This is a genomic window from Streptomyces sp. NPDC033131 (genome assembly GCF_055578365.1).
Map to the genome: position 1 here is coordinate 24,128 of NZ_JBVIPA010000012.1, position 19,801 is coordinate 43,928.

At 71.7% G+C, this 19,801-nt stretch carries 17 protein-coding genes; 7 read left to right on the forward strand and 10 right to left on the reverse strand.

Translation table 11 applies throughout. The annotated features are described in order from the left end of the window. The first annotated feature begins 203 nt into the window (after positions 1-203). Positions 204-1,580, forward strand: coding sequence for an aminotransferase class V-fold PLP-dependent enzyme (locus ACZ5XS_RS17345; RefSeq protein ID WP_468652108.1), 1,377 nt, complete (start codon positions 204-206; stop codon positions 1,578-1,580). A gap of 1 nt (position 1,581) precedes the next feature. Here the strand turns inward: ACZ5XS_RS17345 and ACZ5XS_RS17350 are convergent, their stop codons facing one another. Then, on the reverse strand, positions 1,582-2,556 hold the full coding sequence (locus tag ACZ5XS_RS17350) for a carbohydrate kinase family protein (RefSeq protein WP_468652110.1): 975 nt from the start codon (positions 2,554-2,556) through the stop codon (positions 1,582-1,584). A gap of 159 nt (positions 2,557-2,715) precedes the next feature. Here ACZ5XS_RS17350 and ACZ5XS_RS17355 point away from each other — a divergent pair, with 159 nt between their 5' ends. After that, positions 2,716-2,925 (forward strand): hypothetical protein, encoded by a 210-nt coding sequence (locus ACZ5XS_RS17355; RefSeq protein WP_468652112.1) that lies wholly within the window; start codon positions 2,716-2,718, stop codon positions 2,923-2,925. A gap of 150 nt (positions 2,926-3,075) precedes the next feature. Continuing rightward, positions 3,076-5,004 (forward strand): hypothetical protein, encoded by a 1,929-nt coding sequence (locus tag ACZ5XS_RS17360; protein WP_468652114.1) that lies wholly within the window; start codon positions 3,076-3,078, stop codon positions 5,002-5,004. 83 nt (positions 5,005-5,087) lie between these two features. Here the strand turns inward: ACZ5XS_RS17360 and erpA are convergent, their stop codons facing one another. Further along, positions 5,088-5,444 (reverse strand): iron-sulfur cluster insertion protein ErpA, encoded by a 357-nt coding sequence (erpA, locus tag ACZ5XS_RS17365; RefSeq protein ID WP_030039301.1) that lies wholly within the window; start codon positions 5,442-5,444, stop codon positions 5,088-5,090. A gap of 254 nt (positions 5,445-5,698) precedes the next feature. On the opposite strand from erpA, the gene nadA reads away from it, so the two are divergent. Continuing rightward, positions 5,699-6,883 (forward strand): quinolinate synthase NadA, encoded by a 1,185-nt coding sequence (gene nadA, locus ACZ5XS_RS17370; RefSeq protein ID WP_468652116.1) that lies wholly within the window; start codon positions 5,699-5,701, stop codon positions 6,881-6,883. A gap of 18 nt (positions 6,884-6,901) precedes the next feature. Here the strand turns inward: nadA and ACZ5XS_RS17375 are convergent, their stop codons facing one another. From ACZ5XS_RS17375 to ACZ5XS_RS17400, 6 genes are all read right to left on the reverse strand, one after another. Next, entirely contained in the window at positions 6,902-9,151 is a 2,250-nt protein-coding gene (locus ACZ5XS_RS17375; protein ID WP_468652118.1) for a protein kinase domain-containing protein, read from the reverse strand. A 111-nt stretch (positions 9,152-9,262) separates the two neighbouring features. Next, positions 9,263-12,394, reverse strand: coding sequence for an efflux RND transporter permease subunit (locus ACZ5XS_RS17380; RefSeq protein WP_468652120.1), 3,132 nt, complete (start codon positions 12,392-12,394; stop codon positions 9,263-9,265). 162 nt (positions 12,395-12,556) lie between these two features. Further along, a complete protein-coding gene (locus ACZ5XS_RS17385; RefSeq protein ID WP_468652122.1) occupies positions 12,557-13,240 on the reverse strand; it encodes a response regulator in 684 nt (227 codons plus the stop codon). After that, complete coding sequence (locus ACZ5XS_RS17390; protein ID WP_468652124.1) at positions 13,237-14,466, reverse strand: sensor histidine kinase; 1,230 nt, start codon at positions 14,464-14,466, stop codon at positions 13,237-13,239. The genes ACZ5XS_RS17385 and ACZ5XS_RS17390 overlap by 4 nt, the downstream gene beginning before the upstream one ends. Positions 14,467-14,532: 66 nt before the next feature. After that, positions 14,533-14,811, reverse strand: a complete 279-nt coding sequence (pspAA, locus tag ACZ5XS_RS17395) for a PspA-associated protein PspAA (protein ID WP_217237166.1) — start codon at positions 14,809-14,811, stop codon at positions 14,533-14,535. Between the two features lie 32 nt (positions 14,812-14,843). Continuing rightward, on the reverse strand, positions 14,844-15,611 hold the full coding sequence (locus ACZ5XS_RS17400; protein WP_468652412.1) for a PspA/IM30 family protein: 768 nt from the start codon (positions 15,609-15,611) through the stop codon (positions 14,844-14,846). A 283-nt stretch (positions 15,612-15,894) separates the two neighbouring features. On the opposite strand from ACZ5XS_RS17400, the gene ACZ5XS_RS17405 reads away from it, so the two are divergent. After that, positions 15,895-16,524 (forward strand): DUF3043 domain-containing protein, encoded by a 630-nt coding sequence (locus tag ACZ5XS_RS17405; protein WP_217237164.1) that lies wholly within the window; start codon positions 15,895-15,897, stop codon positions 16,522-16,524. Between the two features lie 80 nt (positions 16,525-16,604). Beyond that, on the forward strand, positions 16,605-17,306 hold the full coding sequence (locus tag ACZ5XS_RS17410) for a methyltransferase domain-containing protein (RefSeq protein WP_468652127.1): 702 nt from the start codon (positions 16,605-16,607) through the stop codon (positions 17,304-17,306). A 57-nt stretch (positions 17,307-17,363) separates the two neighbouring features. Here the strand turns inward: ACZ5XS_RS17410 and ACZ5XS_RS17415 are convergent, their stop codons facing one another. Further along, complete coding sequence (locus tag ACZ5XS_RS17415) at positions 17,364-17,576, reverse strand: hypothetical protein (RefSeq protein ID WP_217237162.1); 213 nt, start codon at positions 17,574-17,576, stop codon at positions 17,364-17,366. 212 nt (positions 17,577-17,788) lie between these two features. On the opposite strand from ACZ5XS_RS17415, the gene ACZ5XS_RS17420 reads away from it, so the two are divergent. After that, the gene (locus ACZ5XS_RS17420; RefSeq protein WP_468652129.1) at positions 17,789-18,991 is read left to right on the forward strand and encodes a bifunctional adenosylcobinamide kinase/adenosylcobinamide-phosphate guanylyltransferase; all 1,203 of its coding nucleotides are present in this window, start codon (positions 17,789-17,791) and stop codon (positions 18,989-18,991) included. Here the strand turns inward: ACZ5XS_RS17420 and ACZ5XS_RS17425 are convergent. Continuing rightward, positions 18,915-19,697: a class I SAM-dependent methyltransferase gene (locus tag ACZ5XS_RS17425; RefSeq protein ID WP_468652131.1), complete on the reverse strand. Its 783-nt coding sequence runs from the start codon at positions 19,695-19,697 to the stop codon at positions 18,915-18,917. The genes ACZ5XS_RS17420 and ACZ5XS_RS17425 overlap by 77 nt on opposite strands. Between the last annotated feature and the right edge of the window lie 104 nt (positions 19,698-19,801).

Consider the following 19,801-nt stretch of genomic DNA (forward strand, 5'->3'; position numbering starts at 1 on the left):
GGACCAAACCCTAGCCGACGCCCTCCGGGGGGTCGCGGGGAGGGGGGCATACGCGCCGCGGGTCACCCCGAAGGGGTGGGAGGGGGCGCCTGATAGCTCGGGAATGCCGGATGTTGTGCGGGTGCAGGTGCGTTGGGGTTGATCGCGCAGTTCCCCGCGCCCCTCCGGGGCGCTTCCCTCGCCGGACGTCTTAGCGTTGCCGTGTGGCCTACTTCGATGCTGCTTCGTCAGCTCCTTTGCATCCCGTCGCCCGTCAGGCGCTGCAGGCGTCCCTCGACGAGGGGTGGGCGGATCCCGCGCGCCTGTACCGGGAGGGGCGGCGGGCCCGGATGCTGCTGGACGCGGCGCGGGAGGCGACGGCCGAGGCCGTGGGGTGCCGGCCGGACGAGCTGGTGTTCACCTCCTCCGGCACGCGCGCGGTGCATTCCGGGGTCGCCGGGACGCTGGCGGGGCGCCGTCGCGTGGGACGCCACCTGATCGTGTCGGCGGTCGAACACTCTTCGATACTGCATTCGGCGGGGGTGTTCGAGGCGGACGGCGGATCGGTGACCGAGGTACCGGTGCTGCGGTCGGGGGTGGTGACCGTGGAGTCGTACGAGAAGGCTCTGCGTCCCGACACCGCGCTGGCGTGTCTGCAATCGGCCAACCACGAGGTGGGGACCGGGCAGCCGGTGGCGGAGGTCGCCGAGGTGTGCCGGGCGGCCGGGGTGCCGTTGCTGGTGGACGCGGCGCAGTCGCTCGGGTGGGGGCGGGTCGAGGGTGGCTGGTCGCTGCTGACGGCGAGCGCACACAAGTGGGGCGGGCCTTCGGGGGTCGGCGTGCTCGTGGTGCGCAAGGGCGTGCGGTATGCCCCTCAAGGGCCCGTGGACGAGCGGGAGTCGGGGCGGGCGGCCGGGTTCGAGAACATTCCGGCGATCGTGGCGGCTGCGGCCTCACTGCGGGCGGTGCGGGCCGAGGCGGCGCAGGAGGCTCTGCGGCTGCGGGAGCTGACGGAGCGGATCCGGGCACGGGTGCCGCGACTGGTGCCGGACGTGGAGGTGGTCGGCGATCCGGAGCGGCGGCTGCCCGGTGTCGTCACCTTCTCCTGTCTCTATGTCGACGGGGAGACCCTGCTGCACGAGCTGGATCGTGCCGGTTTCTCCGTCTCGTCCGGATCCTCCTGCACGAGCAGCACGCTGACACCCAGCCATGTGCTGAGGGCGATGGGGGTGCTGAGTGAGGGAAACGTGCGGATCTCGCTGCCGCCCGGGACGCCGGAGGAGGATGTCGAGCGGTTCCTCGACGTGCTGCCGGGAGCGGTGGCGGCGGTACGGGAGAAGCTGGGAGCGCCGGTCGCCGAGGCGGTCGTGCGGGACGACGTCCTGGTCGTCGACTCCCTGGGCAAGCGCTGCCCGATTCCGGTCATCGAGCTGGCGAAGGTCATCGGCGAGGTGCCGGTGGGCGGCGTCGTCCGGGTGCTCTCTGACGACGAGGCCGCACGGCTGGACATTCCGGCGTGGTGCGAGATGCGGGGCCAGGAGTACGTCGGTGAGGAGCCGGCGGACCGGGGTTCGGCCTACGTGGTCCGCCGGCTCTCCTGACTCAGCCCAGGTGCGCCTGGACCTCGGCGGCGGCCTCATGGCCGTACGCCTTGGTGAAGCGGTCCATGAAGTGGGCGCGGCGCAGCTGGTACTCCTGGGTGCCGACCGTCTCGATGACGAGCGTGGCGAGCATGCAGCCGACCTGGGCGGCGCGCTCCAGGGACACCCCCCAGGCGAGGCCGGAGAGGAAGCCGGCGCGGAAGGCGTCGCCCACGCCGGTGGGGTCGGCCTTGCGGTCCTCCTCCGGGCAGCCGACGACGATCGGCTTCTCGCCGACGCGCTCGATGCGGACGCCCTGCGCGCCGAGCGTGGTGACGCGGTGGCCGACCTTCGACAGGATCTCCTCGTCGGTCCAGCCCGTCTTGGACTCGATGAGGCCCTTCTCGTACTCGTTCGAGAAGAGGTACGTCGCTCCGTCCAGCAGTATCCGGATCTCGTCGCCCCCCATGCGGGCGATCTGCTGGGAGAAGTCGGCGGCGAAGGGGATGGACCGGGAGCGGCACTCCTCGGTGTGGCGGAGCATCGCCTCCGGGTCGTCGGCGCCGATCAGCACCAGGTCGAGGCCGTCGACCCGGTCGGCGACCGTCTTGAGCTCGATCTGGCGGGCCTCGCTCATGGCGCCGGTGTAGAAGGAGCCGATCTGGTTGTGGTCGGCGTCCGTGGTGCACACGAAGCGGGCGGTGTGCAGCGTCTCGGAGATGCGCACCGAGGCGGTGTCGACGCCGTGCCGGTCCAGCCAGGCGCGGTACTCGTCGAAGTCGAAGCCCGCGGCTCCGACCAGGATCGGCTTGGTGCCCAGCTGGCCCATGCCGAAGGCGATGTTGGCGCCGACGCCGCCCCGGCGGACGTCGAGGTTGTCGACCAGGAAGGAGAGCGAGACCGTGTGCAGTTGGTCCGCGACGAACTGGTCGGCGAAGCGGCCGGGGAAGGTCATGAGGTGGTCGGTGGCGATGGAGCCGGTGACTGCGATGCGCACGGCGTTGACTCTCCTGTGGGGAGACAGATTGACGGTTCACGCTATCTGGTCGGCGCGGGGCTCTGCGAGGCGCGCGGAGACGCTGGAGACGCTGGAGCGGCCAAAACTACCCGATAGTAGATCTTTCTTCGCGGTGTCGGCCGTGCCTACGGTGCCGCTATGACGAACATCGAGCTCCATGCTCCCGCCGCGGCCGACCTGGACGGCGACCTGGCGTCGCTGCGCGGGGACTGCGCGCGGATGGCTCCCCACTGGGCGGTTCCCGACCGGATCACCGCCCGCCCCGTCTCCCCGTCACTCATCCACGGCGTGACCGTGCCCCCGGCGTCGGCGCGGCTGCTGGACGCGATGTCGGAGTACGGCGACTGAGGCAGCGCCTTTCAGGGAACCGCGCGCTCCCCCGCTGCGTCCCATCGGCGTCCCCCGTACAGGGGATGCGGGATACGACCCGTGAGCCGACCACTTTGACAGGGTCGGGTCAGGGTCATGGGACGGAAGCACAGCCGAAGGAGCGATGCGGTGAACAGCGAGCGACCCGACAACGACGACGTCGGCCCGGAGGACGGCGCCGAGAAGGCCGGTACGCCGCGGGACGCCGATGACACCACCGGGCCCGCTGCGGCGGAGGGTGCCTCCGGGCGGAGCGAGGCCCCGGAGGCCGGTGCCGGGGAGCCGGCCGCGGAGCCGGCGGATGGTGCCGAAACCGTTGAGCCGGCCGCGGAGGAGACCCAGGCCCCGCAGGCCGGCTCGGAGCGCGAGAAGGCCCCCGAGGCCCCCTCGGAGCAGGCGGAAGCTCAGGAGGCCCCGGAGGCCCCGGAAGCCCCGGAAGCCGATGAGCGTGCCTCGGAGCAGGAGGCCTCGGCGGGTGCCTCCGAGACCGACGCGGCCGCCGCCCCCGGCCCGGACACGTCCCCCTCTCCCGACACCGACGTGTCCCCCGCTGCGGGTGCCGAGGCGTCCGCGAGTGAGGTCCCCGCCGGTGGCGGCCGGCCCCGCCGCCGCCCCGCACTGGTCGCCGCCTCCGTCGCCGCCGCCGTACTGCTGGTCGGGGGTGGTGGGGCGTACCTCGCCACCTCCGCCTCCGGGGGTTCCGAGGACCGTACGGCGTCCGGGGCCGGCGGCGACGGTACTCCCCCGCCGCTCGCCCTCGACGGCTACTCCGAGGGCGGCGGTCCGAACGGCATCGCGCCCGGTGAGCCCAACCCGTACGGCGTCACCTATCGCGCCGACGGCACGCTTCCCGAGGGTCCCGGCACCGCGCCCGTGTACCGGTCGGGCGGCACCGTCACCGCGGAGCAGGTGGCCGCGCTGGCGAAGGCGCTGGGCGTCGAGGGGAAGCCGGCGCTCCAGGGGCAGGCCTGGCGGGTCGGGGCGAAGGACGGTTCGGGGCCGAGTCTGCAGGTGAACAGGCAGGCGCCGGGCAGCTGGACGTTCCACCGGTACGTGCCCGGCACTGATGCCTGCCAGAGCGAGACCGTGTGTGCGAGCGACCCGGTCGCCCCGTCCGTCGACCCGGTGAGCGAGGCGGCCGCGAAGAAGGCGGCCGCGCCGGTCCTGAAGGCGGTGGGTCAGGACGACGCGAAGCTGGACGCAAGCCTGGTCGCGGGCGCCCAGCGGGTCGTGAACGCCGATCCCGAGGTCGGCGGGATGCCCACCCACGGCTGGACGACCGGCGTCACCGTCGGCGCACAGGGCGAAGTGGTGGGCGCCAACGGACAGATGAAGGCGCCGGTGAAGGGGGACACGTACCCCGTGCTGAGCGCGGAGAAGACGCTGGGCCTGCTGAACGCGGCGCCGGGGACCGGTCACCGCATGGGCATCGGCGGCTGCGCGAGCCCCGAACCGCTGAAGGACCGGCTGGAGGCTCCGTGCGGGGAGTCCACCGAGGTACCGAAGGCGGGGAAGAAGGAGACGATCACGGTCGAGAAGGCCGTGTTCGGGCTGGCGCCGCATCTGGTGGAGGGACGGCAGACGCTGGTGCCGTCCTGGCTGTTCGAGGTGCGGGCGGCGGGCGCGCGGGACGCGTACACGGTGACGCATCCGGCGGTCGACCCGGCGTACCTGACCTCGGCCGCTCCCCCCGCGCGGCCGAGCGCGCCCTCAGCGCCGCCGAGCGCGCCGGACGACGAGCCGACCGCCGCGCCGGCCACGAAGGACGTCCAGGTGGAGGGCTACACGGCCGAGGGGACGGAGCTGACCGTGAGCTTCACGGGCGGGGTGTGCGCCGACTACAAGGCGACGGCGATCGAGGGCACGGACGAGGTGACGGTCACGGTGACCGAGACGCCCTGGCCGGACAAGATCTGCATCATGATCGCCAAGGTGTACCACCAGACCGTGCCACTGGACGAGCCGCTCGGCGACCGCAAGGTCGTGGGCGCGGACGGCAAGGAGGTCCCCCTGGAGAAGGCGGGGGCACGGCTCCCGGAGACGTCCGGGGCGCGGTAGGACGGCCTCGGACATGCGCGAAGGCGGCGGCCCTGTCGTAGGGGGCCGCCGCCTTCTCGTCGCTCGGTATTCCGGCGTGGGGCTTAGCTGAAGGAGTCGCCGCAGGCGCAGGAGCCCGTCGCGTTCGGGTTGTCGATCGTGAAGCCCTGCTTCTCGATGGTGTCGACGAAGTCGATGGACGCGCCGCCCAGGTACGGGGCGCTCATGCGGTCGGTGACGACCTTGACACCGTCGAAGTCCTTGACCACGTCGCCGTCGAGGGAACGCTCGTCGAAGAAGAGCTGGTAGCGCAGGCCGGAGCAGCCGCCGGGCTGAACGGCGACGCGCAGGGCCAGGTCCTCACGGCCTTCCTGGTCGAGCAGGGCCTTGACCTTCGCCGCGGCGGCGTCGGACAGGATGATGCCGTCGGTGACGGTGCTGGTCTCGTCCGATACGGACATCTACATCTCTCCCGGGTTGTACGGAGACTGCTTGCCGACGGTTGCAACCGACGGGGCCGCGGATTCATTCCGGGCCGAGGGCGTGTCTTGTCTCTTCCCTCTTCATGCTCGCACACCCGCGCTGAAGCGAACAGCGGCCGCCGGGCCGCCTGCGGGATTCATGTCACATCGACGCTATGACCATCGTCAAAGTGACGTGAAGCGGGTTATGATAGATAACGTCAGTTCGACGAAAAGTAGAAAGGGTGCGTGTCGTGACCACCGCCCAGACCACGGAGCTCGACGTACAGCCGACTCCGCTCGCCCTGTTGCTGCTCGGCCGTGAGGCCGACCCGAAGAGCGAGCGGGGCGTCGAGTGTCCCGGCGACCTGCCTTCGCCCTCCGACCCCGACCTGGTCGAGCGCGCCCGCGCGGCCAAGGAGAAGCTCGGCGACAAGGTGTTCGTCCTCGGCCACCACTACCAGCGCGACGAGGTCATCCAGTTCGCCGACGTCACGGGTGACTCCTTCAAGCTGGCCCGGGACGCGGCCGCACGCCCGGAGGCCGAGTACATCGTGTTCTGCGGTGTGCACTTCATGGCGGAGTCGGCCGACATCCTGACGTCCGACGACCAGAAGGTGGTCCTGCCCGACCTCGCCGCCGGCTGCTCGATGGCCGACATGGCGACGGCCGAGCAGGTCGCGGAGTGCTGGGACGTGCTGACCGAGGCCGGCATAGCCGAGCAGGTCGTGCCCGTCTCGTACATGAACTCCTCCGCGGACATCAAGGCGTTCACCGGCAAGCACGGCGGCACGATCTGCACCTCGTCCAACGCCAAGAAGGCCCTGGAGTGGGCCTTCGAGCAGGGCGACAAGGTCCTCTTCCTGCCCGACCAGCACCTCGGCCGCAACACCGCCGTGCGGGACATGGGCATGACGCTGGAGGACTGCGTCCTCTACAACCCGCACAAGCCGAACGGCGGCCTGACCGCCGAGCAGCTGCGCGACGCGAAGATGATCCTGTGGCGGGGCCACTGCTCGGTGCACGGCCGCTTCAGCCTGGATTCGGTGCGCGATGTGCGCGAGCGTATCCCCGGCGTCAACGTCCTCGTCCACCCCGAGTGCAAGAACGAGGTCGTGGCGGCGGCGGACTACGTCGGCTCGACCGAGTACATCATCAAGGCGCTGGAGGCCGCCCCGGCCGGTTCCAAGTGGGCCATCGGGACCGAGCTGAACCTCGTACGGCGCCTGGCGAACCGTTTCGCTCCCGAGGGCAAGGAGATCGTCTTCCTCGACAAGACGGTCTGCTTCTGCTCGACGATGAACCGCATCGACCTCCCCCACCTGGTGTGGACCCTGGAGTCCCTCGCCGAGGGCAACCTGGTCAACCGCATCGAGGTCGACAAGGAGACCGAGGCGTTCGCGAAGCTGGCGCTGGAGCGGATGCTGGCGCTGCCGTAGCCCTGCTCCCGGCCCCGTTCACTCCGCGGCGGGTTTCCGCTCGGGGTGGGCGGGGTCGAGGCTGAAGACGGTGCCGTCGGGGGTGGCGACGACCAGGGCCCCTTCGTACAGACGCACCTTGACCGTCCAGCCGGAGTCGAACCGTTCGGCCCGCGGCAGGGTCTCCCACAACACCGTGCCCTTCCGCGCGTCGAGCGCCCCCACCCGGCCGCTGGAACTGCCCAGGTACAGGGTGCGGGTCCGCGGGTCGTACGTGGCCGGGCCCGGTTGTTCCAGGCTGGTCGCGGTCTGCCACAGCGGTTTGCCCGTGCGGGCCGACACGGCGGTCACCTGTCCGGTGGAGGTGGCGAACCAGAGAGTGCCGCCCGCCAGCGTCACTTCCCCCGCGTACTGTTCGGCCAGCTTCGTGGTGCTGCCCGCGCCGGTGTCCGGGTCCACCAGCCGGATCCGGGCGTACGGGGCGTCCTCGCCGATCTGCATGTTTCCCTCCTCGTCCCGGGGCGACTCCAGGAAGAGCAGCCGGCCGTCGAAGACCCCGAGGAGAGCGGCGTCGCTCGTTCCCTTCAGCCGGCGGGCCGAACCGTCTGCCCGGTCCAGTTCCGTGACCACCAGGTCCTGCGTTTCCATCGAGTCGAGGACGCACTGCAGGTACAGACGCTCCTCGGCCTGCGTGAAGCCGCAGATGTGCTCGGCGGGCAGGGGTGCCGTCCAGCGCTCGGCACCGGTGCGCGGCGAGCGGGCGGTCAGCGAGCGGCCGTCGGCGTCCGGTGTCAGGACGAGGTCGCCGGAGGCGATCACATCGACCCAGTCGTCGTTCACCGTGCGGTGCCACAGCCGGTCACCGGTCTCGACGTCGAGGGCGAGGACACTGGTCGTGTCCTCGTCGGCTTCGTCCGGTTGGAAGAGCTGCTGGACCAGCACCGCGTCGTCCCGGACGCCGAGAAGCGTGAAGGTGTACGTCCCTTCGACGCCGCCGGACGGCGCCGCGGCGGCCCGCCAGACGGTCTCGCCGGTCAGCCCGTCCAGGCGTACGGGAAGGATGCCGTCACCGGTGCAGTAGGCGGCGCCCTCGTACATCTGGCAGTCCGGCCCGCCCCGCATCCCGCCGCCGCCCGCCTCCGGCGCCTTCTTCACACCGCGTGCGGCGGTCTTGTAGACCGTCGTCTCCCACGGCTTCCAGCCGCTGGGCAGTGCCGTCCACCGCGACGTCGCGGACGGCGTCGGGGTCGCGCCGTCGCCGCTGTCCGCCCAGCCCGGGTCGAGCAGCAGGTAGGCCGTGAGCCCGAGGACGACGGCGCCGACCGTGCCGGTCGCTGCCAGTAGCGGGCCGAGACGGCGGTTTCGGCGGCCGGGGCGGGTGGTTGCGGCCGGGTCGGCGAGGGTCCCGGGGCGGGTGTCCGGCGTGGCCGGCAGCTCCCCCAGGCGCAGCGACACGGTGGCCAGGTCGCCCGCGCCGGGCTCGGGCAGGGCGGTGGCGAACTCCCGGGCCAGCTCGTCGAGTCCGGGCCGGTCCGCGGCCTCCTTGGCCAGGCAGCGCTCCAGGATCCCGCGCAGCGGCCGGCCGACCCCGTCCAGCACCGGGTCGTCGTGGACCACCCGGTAGGCCGTCAGATAGGGGCTGTCGGCGTCGAAGGGGCCCCGCCCGGTCGTCGCGTAGACCAGGAGCGCCCCGAGGGAGAAGACGTCGGAGGCCGGGCCGACCGTGCGGGCGTCGGTGAGCTGCTCCGGCGACATGAACGGCGGGGTGCCGATCATCTGGCCGGTCTCTGTCAGTGTGTTGTGGTTCTCCACCGCGCGGGAGATGCCGAAGTCGATGACGCGAGGGCCGTCCTCGGCCATCAGCACGTTCGCCGGCTTCAGGTCCCGGTGCACCACGCCGGCCCGGTGGATGTCCCGCAGGGCCTCCACCAACCCCAGCGCCAGCCGCCGCAGTTCGCCGCCTCGGAGCGCGCCCCCGTCGCGGATCCGCTGGGCGAGCGAGCGCCCGGGCACGTACTGGGTCGCCATCCAGGGCCGGGCCGCCTCCGGGTCGGCGTCCACGACCGGTGCGGTGAAGACGCCGCTCACCTTGCGGACGGCCTCGATCTCCTGCCGGAACCGGGTGCGGAAGACGGCGTCCTCGGCGTACTGGGCGTGCACCACCTTGACGGCGACCTCGCGGCCCGACCGCGATCTGCCCCGGTAGACGGCCCCCATGCCGCCGGCGCCGAGGCGGTCGACCAGTTTGTACCCGCCGATCGACTTCGGGTCGTCCCTGTGCAGTGGCACCGTCCGGATTCCCTTCCCCCGTAAAGCTGTTCGGGGCACAGGATACGTACCGGGACACGGCGGAGGCCGGGCGGCGAACCGTGGGGTTCGCCGCCCGGCCTCCCGGGAAGGTCACACGGACGCGTGCTCCGGCTCGTCCGAGGACGCCTGCCGGGACGGCGGCCCGGCCTTCTTCGCCCGCTTCGCCTCACGCTTGTCCGCCCGGCGCTCCTTGCGGAGTTCCAGCATCGCGTACAGCGTGGGAACGAGCAGCAGGGTCAGCGCGGTCGACGTGATGAGGCCGCCGATCACCACGACCGCGAGCGGCTGGGCGATGAACCCGCCCTCGCCGGTGACGCCCAGGGCCATGGGGAGCAACGCGAAGATCGTCGCCAGGGCCGTCATCAGGATCGGGCGCAGACGGTGGCGGCCGCCCTCGACGACCGCCTCGACGACGCCGTAACCCTGCTTCCTGTACTGGTTGATGAGGTCGATCAGGACGATCGCGTTCGTCACGACGATGCCGATGAGCATCAGCATGCCGATCATCGCGGGGACGCCCATCGGGGTGTCCGTGATGACCAGCAGGCCGATGGCGCCGGTCGCGGCGAACGGGACGGAGACGAGCAGGATCAGCGGCTGGGCCAGCGAGCGGAAGGTCGCGACCAGCAGCATGAACACGATCGCGATCGCCGCGAGCATCGCCAGGCCCAGGTTCTTGAACGCGTCGTCCTGGTCCTGGGAGACCCCGCCGATCTCGGCCGTGGCACCCGTCGGCAGCTTCAGGGCGTCGAGCTTCGACGTCAGGTCGGCGCTGACCGCGCCCGTGTTCTCGCCGGTCGGCTTCGCGGTGATGGTGGCGGCGCGCTGACCGTCGATACGGGTCATGGACACGGGGCCGTCGACCAGTCGCACGGTGGCGATGTCGCCGAGCTTCACCGGGCCGAGCCGAAGGGCCTTGAGCTCCGCCAGCGTCTCGGCCGGCTTCGCCGACTTGATGACGACGTCCCGCTCGGTGTCGTCCAGGATCGCCTTGGCCGCGGTGGTGCCGCGGACGGCCTGGGCGACGGCCGCGCCCAGTGTCTGGTCGTTGAAGCCGGCCGCCGCGGCCTCGGAGGTGGCCTTGACCGAGATGCGCGGCACGCTCTGCGACAGGTCGCTGGTGACGTCCGTGACGTCGTCCAGGCCGGCGACGGCCTTGCGGACCTCCTCCGCGGCCTCGCGCAGCACGTCCGCGTCGGCGGACTTCACGACCACGCTGAGGTCCTGGCTGCCGAAGCCGTCACCGGCGGCGACGGTCGTGGTGCCGATGCCGGACAGCCGGTGCAGGCCGTCCTCGATGCTGTCCTGGACGTCCTCGTGCGACGCCGAGTCCTCCAGCATCACCTGGTAGGACGCCTGGTTGGAGTCCGTACCGCCGCCGAAGGCCGCCAGGAAGCCGGACGAGCCGATGGTGACCTGGTAGTCCTTGACGCCCTCGGTGTCGGCCAGCAGCCTCTCGACCTTCTTCGCCTGTACGTCGGTCGCCGCCAGGCTGGTGCCCGGCTTGAGCTCCTGCTTGACGGTGAGGACCTCCTGCTCGCCCTGGTCGAAGAAGTTCGTCTTCAGGAGCGGGGCCATGCCGAACGTGCCGACGAGGATCACCGCCGCGAGCGCCACGCTCGTCAGACGGCGGCGGGTCGCGAACCGCAGGACGGGGACGTAGAGGCGCTGGAGCCTGCTCTTCGCCTCCTTCTCCTCGGCCTTGCGGCGGGCTTCCTCGGCGTCCGAGGGGGTGCCCTTCGGGGCGCGCAGGAACCAGTACGACAGGACGGGTACGACCGTCAGCGACACCAGCAGCGAGGCCAGCAGGGCGGCCGTCACGGTCAGGCTGAAGGAGCCGAACAGCTCGCCGACCATGCCGCCGACCAGGCCGATCGGCAGGAACACGGCCACCGTGGTGAGCGTCGAGGAGGTGACCGCGCCGGACACCTCGCGGACCGCCTTGAGGATGGCGTCCTGGCGCTCCTCGCCGTAGCCGAGGTGCCGCTTGATGTTCTCCAGGACCACGATCGAGTCGTCGACGACCCGGCCGATGGCGATGGTCAGCGCGCCGAGCGTGAGCATGTTCAGGGACAGGTCGCGCGTCCACAGCACGATCAGCGCGAGGACGACGGAGAGCGGGATGCTGACCGCCGTGACCAGCGTCGAGCGGATCGACGCGAGGAAGACCAGGATGACGAGGACCGCGAAGAGCAGGCCGAGGGCGCCCTCGGTGGTCAGGCCCTCGATGGCCTTGGAGACCGCGGGTCCCTGGTCGCTGACGACGGTGACGGACGTGCCCGCGCCGAGGTCCTTGCGCATGTCGGACAGCTTGTCCTCGACCGCGTCGGAGATGGCGACCGCGCTGCCGTCGTGGTCCATGGTGACCGAGACGGCGAGGCTCGGCCTGCCGTCGGTGCGGGTGATGGAGTCGGCCGTGGCCTGCTGCTCCTCGACGGCCGCCACGTCGGCGAGGCGTACCGGCTTCTTCGCCGACGTCCCCTCACCGGCGACCATCAGGTCCTGGATCTGCTGCAGCGAGGTGTAGCCGCCGCCGACCTGGACGGTGCGGTTGCTGCCGTCCTCGTCGAAGGAACCGGCCGGGACGGTCGCGCCGCCCGCCTGGAGCGCCTGGGCGAGGGCCTGCGTGGTCAGGCCCGCCTCGGCGAGCTTGGCGTCGTCGGGGGTGACGGTGACCTGGAGGTCCCGTACGCCGTCGACGGTGACCTGGCCGACACCGTCGATGCCCTTGAGGTCCGGTACGACGGTCCGGTCGAGCCGGTCGGCCAGGGCCTGCTGGTCCTGGTCGGAGGTGACGGCGAGGACGACGGTCGGGATGTCGTCCGTCGAGCCGGCCACGACCTGCGGGTCCACGTCGTCCGGGAGCTGGACGCGGGCCCGGTTGACGGCCTGCTGGACGTCGGCGACGAGCTGCGCGGTGTCGTTGCCGTAGTCGAAGGACGCCATGATCACGGCGTTGCCCTCGCTCGCCGTGGAGGTGACGCCGCTGATGGCGTCCACGGCCTCCAGGTTGTCCTCGATGGGCTCGACGACCTGCTTCTCGACGACGTCGGGAGAGGCGCCCTGGTAGGGCGCGATCACCGACACGACCGGCAGTTCGATGGTGGGCAGGAGTTGCTGCTTCAGCTGCGGGATCGCGATCGCGCCGAACGCGAGCGCGATGAGGGACATCAGGCCTATCAGGGCCCGTTGCGCGAGGCTGAATCTCGACAGCCAGGACATGGGTCAGGGATCTCTCTTCTGTGAGCGGCCAGAAGTTCATGAACGGCCGCACAGATGAGCGCCCGCCCCTACACCCTGAGCCATGCGAGGCGGGTGATCCGTAGCCCCAAGGTCCATTTCCTTATGCGGTTCCTACTCCGACCGCAGTACGGAGGGCTGCGGTCACTCCACCCTTGGACGTACCAGTCCCGACTCGTACGCGATCACCACGAGCTGTGCCCGGTCCCGGGCGCCCAGCTTGGCCATGGCCCGGTTGACGTGCGTCTTCACCGTGAGCGGACTGACCTCCAGCCGCCCGGCGATCTCGTCGTTGGAGTGGCCGCCCGCGACCTGGACCAGGACCTCGCGCTCCCGCACGGTCAGCGCGGCGAGGCGCTGCGCGCGGGCGGGGTCGCGCTCGTCGTCCCCCGCGTCGCCCTGCGCGAGGAACCGGGCGATGAGGCCCTTCGTCGCGGCCGGGGACAGCAGCGCCTCGCCGCCGGCCGCGACCCGGATCGCGCTGAGCAGTTCCTCCGGCTCGGAGCCCTTGCCGAGAAACCCGGACGCGCCCGCCCGCAGCGACTGCACGACGTAGTCGTCGACCTCGAACGTCGTCAGGATGACCACCCGGACGTGGGTGAGCGAGGGGTCGGCGCTGATCAGGCGGGTGGCCGCCAGGCCGTCGGTGCCCGGCATCCGGATGTCCATGAGGACGACGTCGGCCTGCTCCTCCTTGGTCAGCCGCACCGCCTCCGCACCGTCGGACGCCTCGCCCACGACCTCCATGTCGGGCTCGGAGTCGACGAGCACGCGGAAGGCGCTGCGCAGCAGTGCCTGGTCGTCGGCGAGCAGGACACGGATGGTCATACGGATTCCCCCGGCTTTCCGGTGACTGCTGTGCGGGTCTTGATCGGCAGGATCGCATGGACGCGGAAACCGCCTCCGTAGCGGGGACCGGTGGTGAGGGTGCCGCGCAGGGCGGTGACGCGCTCCCGCATGCCGAGCAGGCCGTGGCCGCCGCCGGTCTCGGGGTCCGGTTCCTCGCCGGCGCCGTTGTCGAGGACGGTGATCTCGACGTTCGGTCCGACGCGTACGACGCTGACCTCGGCCTTGACCTCGGCTCCGGCGTGTTTCTGCACGTTGGTGAGGGCTTCCTGGATGACGCGGTAGGCGGCCAGGTCGACGGCGGCGGGCAGGGTGGTGCCCTGGTCCGCGCGGGCCACCTCGACGTGCAGTCCCGCGCTGCGGAAGGTGCCGACGAGTTCGTCGAGCCGGGCCAGGCCGGGGGCGGGTTCGGTCGGGGCCTCGGGGTCGCCGGACTGCCGCAGCAGCCCGACGGTGGCCCGCAGTTCGTTCAGCGCCGAGCGGCTTGCCTCCCGTACGTGGCCCAGGGCCTCCTTGGCCTGGTCGGGCCGCTTGTCCATGACATGGGCGGCGACGCCGGCCTGGACGTTGACCAGGGCGATGTGGTGGGCGACGACGTCGTGCAGGTCGCGGGCGATGCGCAGGCGCTCTTCGGCGACCCGGCGGCGGGCCTCCTCCTCGCGGGTGCGCTCGGCCCGCTCGGCACGCTCCCTGATGGCGTGGATGAAGGCGCGGCGGCTGCGGACGGCGTCGCCCGCGGTGGCGCCGATGCCGGTCCAGGCGAAGATCGCGAGGTTCTCCTGGGCGTACCACGGCAGGGGGCCGGCGAGCATGGAGGCGCCGGTGAGGACGGTCATGGTGAGCAGGCCGACCCGCCAGGTGGTGGGGCGGTCGGTGGAGGCGGCGACGGTGTAGAGGGCGATGACAGCGGACATGGCGACGGGGGCGCGGGGGTCGCTGGCGACGGCCGCGACGAGGGAGACGGTGCCGGTGAGGGCGAGGACTGTCAGGGGGGCGCGGCGGCGGAACACCAGTGCGGCGGCGCCGAGGGCGATGAGGACCAGGCCGAGGGGGTCGGGCGTACGGAAGCCCCAGCTGACGTCGCGCTCACCGTGCGGGTCCACGAACGAGCCGGCCACCATGCACGCGAGTACGCCGGCCGCCAGGGCCGCGTCCAGCGCCAGGGGGTGCGCTCTGAGGTGACGCCGGGCCCGCTCGATGGTGCTCACGTCAGCCCACGGTACGGGGGGCCCGCGGGCGGCGGAACAGGGGCCACCTGTACGTTCCCCGTCACCTCACCCCGGGATCAGACCGTCGTCGCGCAGCATCTTCCGTACCTCCTCCAGCGTCGCGTCCGGCGACGGGAGGATGAGTTCGGACGGTTCCAGGGAGTCGTCGGGCAGGGGCTCGCCCAGTTCGCGGACCTTGGACAGCAGGGCTTGCAGGGTGCGGCGGAAGCCGGACCCGTCGCCGTTCTCCATTTCGGTCAGGAGCTCGTCGTCCAGCCTGTTCAGCTCGGTGAGGTGGCCGTCGGCCAGCCTCACCTGCCCCTCTCCCATGATCCGTACGATCACGTCGCCCTCCTAGGCGTGGGCCCCGGCCGGCTCTACTGCTTGTCGAAGCGCGGGGTGTCCTGCGGCTGCTGCTGCGACTGCTGCTGGCTCGTGCCACCTTCGAGGGCCTGCTGGGACGAGGTACCGCCGGCCAGCTCCGCCTTCATGCGCTGCAGCTCCAGCTCTACATCCGTACCACCGGAGAGCCGGTCCAGCTCGGCCTGGATGTCGTCCTTGTGCATGCCGGACTGGTCGTCGAGCGCGCCGGAGGCGAGCAGTTCGTCGATGGCTCCGGCCCGCGCCTGGAGCTGGGCCGTCTTGTCCTCGGCACGCTGTATCGCCAGGCCGACGTCGCCCATCTCCTCGGAGATGCCGGAGAACGCCTCGCCGATGCGGGTCTGCGCCTGCGCCGCGGTGTACGTGGCCTTGATCGTCTCCTTCTTGGTGCGGAAGGCGTCGACCTTGGCCTGGAGCCGCTGGGCCGCCAGGGTGAGCTTCTCCTCCTCGCCCTGGAGCGTGGAGTGCTGGGTCTCCAGATCCGTCACCTGCTGCTGGAGGGCGGCGCGACGGGACAGCGCCTCGCGGGCGAGGTCCTCACGGCCCAGCGCGAGCGCCTTGCGGCCCTGGTCCTCCAGCTTGGAGGACTGTGACTGCAGCTGGTTCAGCTGGAGTTCGAGGCGCTTGCGCGAGGTCGCCACGTCGGCGACACCGCGGCGCACCTTCTGCAGCAGCTCCAGCTGCTTCTGGTACGAGTAATCGAGGGTTTCGCGCGGGTCCTCGGCCCTGTCCAGGGCCTTGTTCGCCTTCGCGCGGAAGATCATCCCCATACGCTTCATGACACCGCTCATGGGCTTCGCGCGCCCCCTTCTGACGACTTCCAGCTCCAGCTCTGCGACAGAACCCACAGTACGGGCCCTGCATCCATTACCGCACTGTTCGGGGACTGATGCGCTCATCCCCAAGGACGACTGACCAAGGCGCTGCTCCGGCGTAAGGAGTAGGTGACCTTCAGGGTGAGCAGAGGTTCACCCGGTGTCCGCGTCCCCTTCTGTCCCCTTAGAGACGACCGGTGTTGCCGGATCGTTCCCCACCGGACTGGGGTCCATGCCCCCGCACCCCGTACCCTTGGGTTTTGTGTTCCGTAGCCGCGCCAAGGATGAGAAGGCACCGGCCGCCGACAAGGCGCCGCTGACCGACTCCAAGCAGACCCGTGACCCGCAGGCCAAGAAGGGTCGCCCCACTCCCAAGCGGAGTGAGGCCCAGACCCAGCGCCGCAGCGTGGCCACCACGCCGACGTCGCGCAAGGAGGCCTCCAAGCGTCAGCGCGACGAGCGACGTGCGCAGATGGAGAAGCAGCGCCAGGCGCTCGCCGGCGGTGACGAGCGGTACCTCCCCGCGCGTGACAAGGGCCCGGTGCGCAAGTTCGCGCGCGACTTCATCGACTCGCGGTTCAACATCGCCGAGTTCTTCCTGCCGATGGCCGTGGTCATCCTCGTGCTGAGCATGGTGCGGGTGGGCGCGCTGCAGAGCATCGCGCTGCTGCTGTGGCTGGTCGTGATCGTCCTGATCGTGCTCGACTCGGTCCTCAGCGGCGTCCGCCTGAAGAAGCGGCTGGCCGAGCGCTTCCCGGACGCCAACAAGCGCGGCGCCGTCGCCTACGCGCTGATGCGCTCCCTCCAGATGCGCCGGCTCCGGCTGCCGAAGCCGCAGGTCAAGCGCGGAGAGCGGCCCTGAGCACTACGCCGTTCACCGGGGGCGCGGGAGCTTGGCTGGACAAGCTGGGCGGACTGCGGGACGTCGTACGACAGGAGCTGGTGGCCCGGCAGCTCGACGAGCAGATAGTCGGGCGGTTCCCGGTGGGGCAGCGCCTGCGGGTGCTCGACGTGGGAATGGGCCAGGGCACGCAGGCACTGCGGCTGGCCCGGGCCGGGCATCAGGTCACCGGCGTCGAGCAGGACAGCACCATGATCTCCGCCGCCCGGGAGGCGCTGGCCGCCGAGCCGGAGGGGATCCGGGAGCGGGTGCGGCTCGTCCAGAGCGACGGCCGGGACACCGGGGTGCACTTCCTGCCGGGCAGCTTCGACGTCGTGCTGTGTCACGGCGTGCTGATGTACGTCGAGGAGCCGGATCCGCTGCTGGCGGGGCTGGCCCGGATGCTCGCCCAGGGCGGGCTGCTGTCGCTGCTCGTGCGGAACGCGGACGCGCTGGCCATGCGGCCGGGGCTGGCGGGCGACTGGGCGGGGGCGCTGGCCGCCTTCGACACCACCGCGTACACGAACCGTCTCGGCCTCGCCGTACGCGCCGACCGCCTGGCGACCCTGACCGCGACCCTCGCGGGCATCGGGGCACCCCTGCACGCCTGGTACGGCGTCCGGGTCTTCACCGACACCGCGGCGGACGGGGCGGAGATGCCGGGCGACGTCGAGACGCTGCTGACGGTCGAGGAGCGGGCCGGGCGTACGGACCCGTACCGGGGTGTCGCGGCGCTGCTGCACCTGTGCGGGGTACGGGGCTGACCCACACGTCGGACGGATGACGAGAAGGGGCGGCCGGGATCCGGCCGCCCCTTCCGGCTACGCCTCCTGGGCGTGCAGGCTCATCGGACCGTAGATCTTCGTACCGTCCTCGAACAGGTGCACCTGGTCCGCGCCGCCTTCGAGGAGTTCCTTCCAGAACTCCCCGATCCAGGACTCGGCGTCCCCCTGCGTGGTGAACTCCTCCGGCACCACCGCGGGCTGTACCTCGCTGCCGTCGGACTTCTCGAACCGCCACGTCCATGCCGCCATGTACGCCTCCCTGATGTGAGCACATTGCACAGCGGGAACCGGATCTTGGTCCGGCTCCTGCCCGCAGCCTATTCGCTCCGCTGGGTGAGCTGTCGTCGGAGTGCGGGTCGTGGTCGCAGCGCGGGTACTTTGTGGCCGGTCGCGCAATGCCCCGCGCCCCTGAGGGACGTCCCGGTCGCGCAGGTCCAGCGGTGACCGGCGAGAATCGGGCTGTGGACGTTACTCTGCTCGGCACCGGCGGCCCCGCGGGGCTCCCTCGCCCCGACTGTCCCTGTGCCGCCTGCGCGACCGCGCTCGGCGCGGCTGCCCGGGCGGCGACCTCGCTGCTCGTGGACGGGACGCTGCTGCTCGACCTGACCCCGGGGGCGGCGTTCGCGGCGGCGCGGGCGGGGCATTCGCTGGGCGGCGTACGGCAGGTGCTGCTGTCGCATCCGCACGAGGGGCCGGCGGTCGAGGTGCCGGCCGGGCTGCCGCAACCCGCACGAGTGCCGGACGGACGGGAGTTGACCCTGCTGACGGGGCATCGGGTGCGGGCGGTGGCGATGGACGCGCCCGGGACCGGATACGCCGTGACCGGCCCTGACGGGCAGCGGCTGCTGTATCTGCCGCCCGCAGGTGCGCCGGCCGGGCTGGAGCACGGGTCCGCCGAGGCGTACGACATGGTGCTCGCCGACGTCGTGGGGCGGCCGGACGCGCTCGCCAGGCTGCGGGCCGTGGGGGCGCTCGGACCGACGACGGACGTCGTCGCCGTCCATCTCGACCACGACGTGCCGCCGGGGCCCGAGCTGGTGCGGCGGCTCGGCGCGGCCGGGGCGCGGGCGGTGCCGGACGGGACCACGCTGGCGGTCGGCGTCTACGAGGACGTACCGGATGTGCCGCGGCGGACGCTGGTGCTGGGCGGTGCGCGGTCCGGGAAGTCGGTGGAGGCCGAACGGCGCCTGGAGGCCTTTCCGGATGTGCTGTACGTCGCGACCGGCGGGACCCGGAACGGGGACGGCGAGTGGGCCGCGCGGGTCACCACGCACCGGGAGCGGCGGCCTGTCTCGTGGCGTACGGCCGAGACGTGCGACCTGGTGCCCCTGCTGAAGGACGACGGGCCGCCGCTGCTCATCGACTGTCTGTCCCTGTGGCTGACGGACGCCATGGACGCCGTCGGGGCGTGGGACGACGCGGAGTGGGCCGACGGCGGGGAGCGAGCGCTGCGGGCGCGCGTGGTGGAGGTGACGGAGGCGGTGCGGACCACGCGCCGGACCGTCGTCGCCGTGTCGAACGAGGTCGGCTCGGGCATCGTCCCGGCCACCGCCTCCGGACGGCGCTACCGGGACGAGCTCGGACGCCTCAACGCGGCGTTCGCGGCCGAGTGCGAACAGGTTCTGCTGGTGGTGGCGGGACAGGCGCTGGTACTACGGGGCTGAGCTCGTTCTTGCGGGCGATCACGCGGTAGGTGTTCGAAAAGCGGGTGCGGCTGAGGAGCGGGGCCAGGGCGTGGTCCGTCGCCCTGGCCGCGGCCAGCAGGGACGTGGTCACCCACGGGGGCAGGGACCTGGGCAGGGCCTGGGACAGCGCGGACGACAGGTCGTGGGGGACGTGCGCCGCGCGGCGGTCCGCCGTGACGATCGTGCAGCCCTGGGCCTCCAGTTGTGCGCAGAGGTCGTCCAGGGCCGTCGGGGGAGGGGCCCCCGGCCGGGGATGGGCGTGCCACCGCCTGCCCAGAAGTCTCGCGAACGCGCAGTGCGGGTCGGGCAGTTCGAGGAGCAGGTGACCGCCGGGGCGGAGCACGGCCAGGGCGGCGCGGAGTTCCGCGCGCGGGTCGGGGGTGTGCGGCAGGTGGTGGAGCAGGCTGACCACGTCGTAGCGGGCGCGGAGACGGGCGGTGATCCGAGGGTCCGTCAACTGGCCCAGGTGGGCCTCCTCGACGCGTTCCGCCCGGCGGGCCCACTCGACTCGGGGCGTGGCGTCCAGACCGTCGAAGGACGTGTAGGGAAAGACCTTCCTGGCCGTCTCGGGGAAGAGTGCCTCGCCCGTGCCCACGTCCAGCCAGCTCTCCGGTTCGGGGAACCGCAGCATGGCCCGGGCGGTGGAACGAAGGCGCCGTACGGAGGGCGCGGGGGATGCTGACACGGCGGCTCCCGGTGACGTACGACATTTCTCTGCAAAACGGAACGTATGGGATGCCGATCTTGAGTGCAACGACGTCGCGTGGTCGTCGTGGCGATGTGGCGCCG